Origin of the sequence: Mesorhizobium sp. CA10 (assembly GCF_020165285.1) — a bacterium.
GTDB lineage: Bacteria > Pseudomonadota > Alphaproteobacteria > Rhizobiales > Rhizobiaceae > Mesorhizobium.
Window position 1 is genome coordinate 232,357 of sequence record NZ_JAIUHV010000011.1, and the last position, 6,857, is coordinate 239,213.

At 59.4% G+C, this 6,857-nt stretch carries 4 protein-coding genes, 1 tRNA gene, 1 rRNA gene and 3 pseudogenes; 4 read left to right on the plus strand and 5 right to left on the minus strand.

Annotated elements, in window-relative coordinates:
- The first annotated feature begins 308 nt into the window (after nt 1–308).
- Nucleotides 309–871, plus strand: a pseudogene (locus tag LB535_RS22630) (hypothetical protein).
- Nucleotides 872–875: 4 nt separating this feature from the next.
- Nucleotides 876–1,116 (plus strand): annotated as a pseudogene (locus LB535_RS22635) (endonuclease/exonuclease/phosphatase family protein); the annotation flags it as partial.
- A 159-nt stretch (nt 1,117–1,275) separates the two neighbouring features.
- Here the strand turns inward: LB535_RS22635 and LB535_RS22640 are convergent.
- Entirely contained in the window at nt 1,276–2,433 is a 1,158-nt protein-coding gene (locus tag LB535_RS22640; protein ID WP_224611423.1) for a sensor histidine kinase, read from the minus strand.
- A gap of 415 nt (nt 2,434–2,848) precedes the next feature.
- Between LB535_RS22640 and LB535_RS22645 the strand changes: the two are divergent.
- A pseudogene (locus tag LB535_RS22645) lies at nt 2,849–3,389 on the plus strand (hypothetical protein); the annotation flags it as partial.
- A gap of 197 nt (nt 3,390–3,586) precedes the next feature.
- Nucleotides 3,587–3,838 (plus strand): hypothetical protein, encoded by a 252-nt coding sequence (locus tag LB535_RS22650; RefSeq protein ID WP_224633751.1) that lies wholly within the window; start codon nt 3,587–3,589, stop codon nt 3,836–3,838.
- Between the two features lie 583 nt (nt 3,839–4,421).
- On the opposite strand, the gene LB535_RS22655 is transcribed toward LB535_RS22650, so the two are convergent.
- The 4 genes from LB535_RS22655 to rrf form a co-directional block, all read right to left on the minus strand.
- Nucleotides 4,422–5,306 carry an SIR2 family NAD-dependent protein deacylase gene (locus LB535_RS22655; RefSeq protein ID WP_224633753.1) on the minus strand — a complete coding sequence of 295 codons (885 nt, stop codon included), beginning with the start codon at nt 5,304–5,306 and terminating at the stop codon, nt 4,422–4,424.
- Nucleotides 5,307–5,436: 130 nt separating this feature from the next.
- Nucleotides 5,437–5,763 carry a hypothetical protein gene (locus LB535_RS22660; protein WP_224633755.1) on the minus strand — a complete coding sequence of 109 codons (327 nt, stop codon included), beginning with the start codon at nt 5,761–5,763 and terminating at the stop codon, nt 5,437–5,439.
- Nucleotides 5,764–6,272: 509 nt separating this feature from the next.
- Nucleotides 6,273–6,349 (minus strand) — tRNA-Met (locus LB535_RS22665).
- A 238-nt stretch (nt 6,350–6,587) separates the two neighbouring features.
- Nucleotides 6,588–6,702: ribosomal RNA gene (rrf, locus tag LB535_RS22670) — 5S ribosomal RNA — on the minus strand.
- Nucleotides 6,703–6,857 lie beyond the last annotated feature (155 nt).

Genomic DNA, 6,857 nt, shown 5'->3' on the forward strand with positions numbered 1-6,857 from the left:
GGCAAGCTGGTCACGCCTGCGATTTCACCTGAATTCCACGCCTGAGTTCCTCGAAAGGCAGATTCAAAGCGGTGTGGCCATGTGCCTCCGAGGACGGCCTTTGAGTGCCTGAGGCAGCACAAAATTTAAGCTGGACTACATTGAGGGATTCGACGGGGCGATGTCTGCTGCCAGGGAGTGGCGAAGCCGAACTTACGGCCGCTTTGGGGCGCAAAGCGGCCGATTCGCGTGACCGGTTCTAGCGTGCCGCGAGACGTTTCCTGATCGGTCACGTGGACGATGCCGAGGGGCTTTTAACCTGTGTCCAGATGGGAACAATCGAGTTCCATGGATGGGTAGCACGCATCGAGGACGTCGAGAAGGCCGACCGCCTTGTATTCGACCTCGACCCCGACAAGGGACTGGATTCGAGGCGGTCCGGGCTGCCGCATTCCAGTTCCGGGATATACTGAAATCCATTGGGTTGACCACCTTCCCGATGCTGATGGGCGGCAAGGGCGTGCATGTGATCGCGCCGCTCACGCCCCGGGCTGAATGGACTGAAGTAAAGGCCTTTGCCTCCCGGCTTGCTCAGGCGGTCGCGCAGAACGACCCGGCCCACTTCACGGCCCTGTTGTCGAAGGCCAAACGCAAGGGACGGATCTTCGTCGACTATCTGCGCAACCAGCGCGGCGCAACGGCAATCAGGCCTTTTAGCGCCAGGTCGCGGCCGGGTGCCCCGGTCGCAGCACCCGTCACCTGGGCGGAGATGAAGACGATCGATGCGCCCTCTCATTTCCATGTCGGCGATGCGCCCGAGTTGAAGAAGCGCGCCGCATCGAAGGCCCTCGCAGGCTGGGGCCGGGCCTATCAGTTCCTGCCGGACCTATGAAGCCATGAGGATCGCGACCTACCAGGTCAACGGCGTCAACCTGGCTGGAACAGGCAGCAATGGACATTGCCTGCCTCCAGGAACTCAAGGCGCCGCAGGACAAGTTACCGGAAGGGCCGATCCGCGACCTCGGCTATAACGTGATCTGGCATGGTCAGAAAAGCTGGAACGGCGTCGCGATCCTGAGCCGCGTCGGCAAAATCCACGAAACGCGGCGCGGCCTTCCCGGCGACCCCGACGGAACTCAACTGATCCAGTTCGCCGTCGCGCACGCCCAACGGCAAAGGCGCGTCTCTGGTTGATGTTGGCGACGTACGTGAGCCCTGAGCCCGCGTTGCGATTTGGATGATGCGCCTCATCGATCTGCGCTGGGGAGCCAACGCAAACCGCGAGAGGAGGGAGCTCTATGCAATGACTGGGAAAATCACGCTGATTGTCGTGCCCGTAGCGGAGCTCTCTTGCTCGACCTTGCCACCTATCTGCCGGGCGAGCGCCTGGATCAATTTCTGTCCCGACCCGCCAGGTCGGGGATTCTGGATGCCTCGACCATTATCGGCAACAGTCAGGCGTGCCTCGCCGTAGCCTATTCCGGACTCAAGCTTGACAACGATTCGCCCGCCCTCCGCCCCGAACGCATGCTTGACTGAGTTCATTGCGGCTTCATTCAAGATAAGACCGAGCGGCACCGCGCGTTCAATCGAGAGCTCGACCTCGTCCGCCGCGATCTCAATCGTTGCAATTTCCACCTGCGCCTGAAGCGAAGCGCACAGCGCCCTCAGATAGCCGGCGACGTCCACCGTTCGGAGGTCCTGACCCGGTGCCAGTTGGTCATGAGCAAGCGAAATGGCATTAACTCGGTTAGCCACGTGTTCTAAGGCCCGGTGCACTTCCGACCTGTCAAGGCGCCGCTTCTGGATGGCTATTGAGGCCAGGATGAGCTGAAAGTTGTTCTTTACGCGGTGCTGCATCTCCCGCAGCAGCACCTCCTGTTGTTGCGCCTGTACTAGAGCAGCGGTGGCTTCCACGTTGCTTCGCTCCAAATTGGGCCGCCGCATCGCTGAAGCAATGAGGGCGGCGGCAGCCGTCATGAAGTCGACGGTATCTTCGCTGAAGTCGCGGGTGACCGAGGAATCCACCTCCAGCACGCCCCAAGCCGCGCCCTTGATGAGGATCGGCACGTTTGCCAGCGACTTGATGCCGTGCTCTTTCAGCACATCGGAAAAGACGTATTCGCCATCCTGCTCGGCCGCCGCGCCATCGACAATCACCAAAGGCTCGGCTGTTTGATAAGTTCGGCCAGGCGGCGATCGCAGATCCGCCGGAAAAACAGCGTTCCGCAAAGTACCTTCCTTCCACCCGAAGCCGGCCTCCATGAACAGGTCCGCGGTGCGCGGGCGGTAGCGAAGGACCTTTGTATGGTCTATCTCAACGGCCCGGGCTACCTGCACACAAGCCTGATCGAGAAAGCGGCTGAGCGGAGTTTCCTCGCCCGCTAAGCGGCCAAGGTCCACGAGAATGCGGACATGTCGGCGTAACTTGGCTAGGTCGGTGCTGGAGTCCAATGATGAGGTCCTCTCGCAGGGTTAAATACCAACGTGTGAGCCTGCGAATTGCTCCCATCTCGCAGCCGGGGGAGCGAAGCCGGGGAAGCAGACAGGCACAATCCGTCCCCTCCGCATTGCCGATAACCTTAGCCGCTCAACCAAACGGCGCATCTACAAGGCGTCTTGAACAGCAAATCCGCTGAACTAAACCGCTTGCCGGCCCGTTGGGAGCTAGGCGTTTAGGGTTAGGCAGGGTCCTGCCGCCGCGCAGCGGGCCAGATAGATATCCGCTTTGTTGCCAGTGGCTGCCACGAACTCAAAGCCGGTGGCAGCTAATGAGCGCACACAAGGGACTCTGGCGGTTCTCATCGGCAGCCCCCTGCGGACACAAGCTCCAAAGCGAAGCCAAGGGCGTGGAACAAATTTCAGCGCGGCGATTGGCGTGCCGCGAGACGACATCAGCATCGTGGCCAATAATTCCGACAATTGGTATCGGCAGGACGAGATTTCAGAAGCCGGCGAAGATGCCGTCGCCGGGGCGGGCCTGGGAGCGGTCGTCGGCGGCGCGGGCGGGCTCCTTACCGGGCTCGGGATCATGGCCGTACCTGGCGTCGGACCCGTGGTGGCGGCCGGCTGGCTCGCTGCGACGGCGGTCGGCGCTGTGGGTGGCGCCGTGGTCGGCGGAGCCGCCGGCGGGATAATCGGGGCACTTACGGAATCCGGCGTTTCGGAACGTGATGCACATGTTTATTCCGAGGGCGTTCGCCGCGGAGGCAGTCTGGTGACTGCCAGAGTGGACGATCGGCTGACCGGCGAGGCTGAACGCATCCTGCGCGGCGAGCGTTCGGTCCATCTTGACGAGCGGCGCAGCGCTTACGAGTCCGCCGGATGGACAGGAATTCGACCCTGACGCAGAGCCCTTTGATGACATCCAAGCGGAACGCGATCGCGTTCGCCGAACGACACCGCTGTAATCGATGAGGCCCCGTGGAACTCTCCACGGGGCTTTTTCTTCTCGGGCAGGATCGGGTCGTCACCGCTCGCGCAAGTCTCGAAGAGAACGTTCGGCTTCTTCCTTGAACTCGCTCCCAGAGAGAAGTTTTTCGACCTGCCAATTCGACGGAACCGACGAACGAGATTGCCGTTCTCTCATCCCAATCAGGAGCGCTCAATGTTCAATCTAGTCGATCTCTCACTTTCGATACTGGAGGCGCAGCAAGTGATCTGGCTTAGAGGTATGCGAATTGCTAGTGGCGGCAAAGCGGCTGAACGCGAAGCTAAGTTGATGATCAGTGAAAAAATCGAGGCTGCCGGCCGCTCAATTATGATGCTCGCTATGGGCGCACCAGCAGACAAGTTTGTAAGTTACTATGGCGGGAAGATTAGGTCGAATAGAAAGCGACTATTGCGGTCGCCTGCTTGATCTAGCAGCTTGCGATCCGCCACAATGCAGTCGGCCAGTTTGCTATCGGACGAGCGGCTTGTTCAGCCAACGCGGCGTAGGTTCTTGCGCGACTAGCCCCCCAAGGTACCAATAAGGTCAAACTCGTTCACCATCGCTCTCTGGAACAGATAGACCAAAGTTCACGGCGACGTTCTGCGCATCGTCCGAGTCGAGTTGATGCCCGTCCTGCTTGCAGCGTGGTGCAGAACGCGAGTGAGCATGTCGAGGTGGGAGGGTTCTAGGACTTGGCTGTGCATCTCAGCGCCTCGTGTTTGGGCGAGGGAGATGTCCGCGGCCGTCCGTGCGCCATGACAAAACCGGACGGCGTACAACCTTAAATTAGGCCCTTCGGGTGCGGTCGGCACATTTGAGGTTGCGCACAAGCGACGGCCTTTTAGAGCGGGTGCCGGAACATCTATCCGCTGAAAAGTTGGCCTGCGATTTGTTGCTCGATGTCACGTGAGCTCCGTAAACGCAAGCCATATGTAGGCCAGCGTAAGCTGAAGCAGCGCCCGAACCTAAGAAACCTTAACCTATCCACCCCATCTTCGGCGAGCCGCCGTCACTCGGTGAGGGTAGGCCCGGCCGCACCTCGCCTCCCGGCGGCAGACCCGGGCCGGCTCATTCGGTTGGCGTATACAAGGTCAGCGAGGCGAGAAAGGAAATTAAGTAGTCCCGTCTCAGGATCTGGATCGTCGCCCGTCACCGCCGTAATGCCCCAACGCGCCAGCACAGCTTCCTCGACAGGATCACGATGTGCCATGAAGATAAACGAGGGGGGCCGATCCGCCTCAAAGCCCGACCGGCTCCAAGTCTGCCAAAGCCGATGCAGAAGCAGCCGGATGTTCAGGTCGGAAAGGCTGTAGCCAATAAACAGAACCGTACTGCCCAATGCGTCCGAACGGAACCTCACGTCGAGCGGCGAGTCGAACGACAGTCGATCAAGATAATCGGTTTCCGTGAGGACTAAGGAGGAATCGTCATCGAAGTCGCCGTGGAACTTCACGATGTAGGGGACGTCCCTGCGAGCCTTCGAGACATCCCTCGCATTGGCCACCTTCACGTATTCGACGCCATGTATTTCAAAGGCGACTTCAAGGTTTCGATCATAGTTCGTCGTATAGATCACCGGGAAGTTCAGCGCGACGATGAGACGGTGCAATTCGGACTGTTCGATCTTATCGCGGCTGACGGTCCAGTGCCGGTCCATCCAACTGCGCAGCGGTCCGATGCTGCCATGCTCGATGCGGTAATACTCGGCCAGAGTCTGGAAGCGGCCGCGTTGCCTGCCAAGGTCCACTTCCAAGCCGAGTTCATCCGCCATTCGCTCGATCAGCTTCTCCCAGGACGGCAGGCCGACGCTCATCGAGACGCCTGCCCCAACAAACAGCACCGCGTCGCGTTCTCGAATGGATTTCGCGAGCGGAACAAGAGGATCGCTGGTCATTGCCGATCCAAGAGAGGATGATTGCCCGCCACTGGATCGGCAGTCGTCTCAACGGCAGCATCGACACCTTGTACGCCAACGCGCCAATTACGTCCTGCCCAGCTGTTGCTCTTCCGGGATCGACGCAATTTTACCTACCAAGCGGCTTATGCGAGAGTTCCCTCAACTCCCGCTCGTCTGACATGTCGGTCATGTAATTGGCGACCAGTCGCAATGAGCGCGCCTCTCTCTGGGCTTCGCTTTCATTGGTCGTTGCGCCAGCTTCCAGCACGTGCCTCAAAAACCTCACCTTATCTGGCGTGAATGTGCCCTTCGAACTCTTGTGATTGGCATCGTCTTCTCCATAGGCGAGCTGATCTGCATCGCTTGCCGAAAAGCGATTGGGATCCCGGACGTCGCTTTCAGCGCTGTCACGAAACTGAAAAGAGTCATACGGCCGCGCACGACGTGCTCGCATCAGCTTGTGGGTCCACCTGCTTGCCGACAGGGTTGCGCAAGGAATGAAAATTGGCCTGGTCCGCCGTCGGGCTTAGGCCGCGAACTTCCGGTCGTTTGCTGTAGACACATGATTGGCCGCTCTCCGCCTGGACGCTACCGAACTACGCCCGAAAGACATTGTTCCCAACGGCGATGTTCCCAGCGGTGGTCTATTAGATCTCCAAGGTTCCCCCGCGATCGGGATGGTCGAGGCGGCCAACGCCTTCCTTGACCTTGTGGTGGACGGATAAACGCGCAGGTTCAGGTATGCTCATTGGAACGTCTGAGATTAGGGCGCAAAGCGGCCGCTTCACGTGACCGGTTCGAGCATGCCGCAAAACTTTCTCTATGAGGGCACAATCACCGAGTGCAGCACAGTTTTAGCAGCCCGCCTCACCAGCTTCATGTGTATCAAAGATCACTCGCGCGTCTCGAAACGCAAAAAACCGCCTCGGTCAGACCGAGGCGGTTATTGATTTATGACAAAATTGGTTGCGGGGACAGGATTTGAACCTGTGACCTTCAGGTTATGAGCCTGACGAGCTACCGGGCTGCTCCACCCCGCGTCAACTACGAGCAAGCGTTTGCTTGCGATTACGAGCAAGCGTTTGCTTGCGATTACGAGCAAGCGTTTGCTTGCGTCCTTGGAGGTAAGTTTGATCTTACCTGATTCAAGAGCCGCCAAATGAAAGGGCCGCTTGCGCGGCCCAGGCTCCCGTTTGGCGGGCCTTAAGATCGTAGAGAGAAGATTGTCTTCATCCGGATCCTGTGGATCTGGAAGTGAGGTGAACATGCGCTTTGCAGACCTGGCAGCGACCTACTCTCCCGCGTCTTGAGACGAAGTACCATCAGCGCTGGAGCGTTTCACGGCCGAGTTCGGAATGGGATCGGGTGCAGCCGCTCCGCCATAACCACCAGGTCGGCAAAACGCACGTTCAAATCGAGAAGCTGTTCAAGCGCGATCCGAAGATCGTCGCGTTTGTGCCAAGGCGACGTTTGCGTTTTGCATACGGGCGAAGCCCGCAAGCGCGACTGCGCGTCGCCGGTCGTCCGGCGCCCTCGCGGAGCATAGGC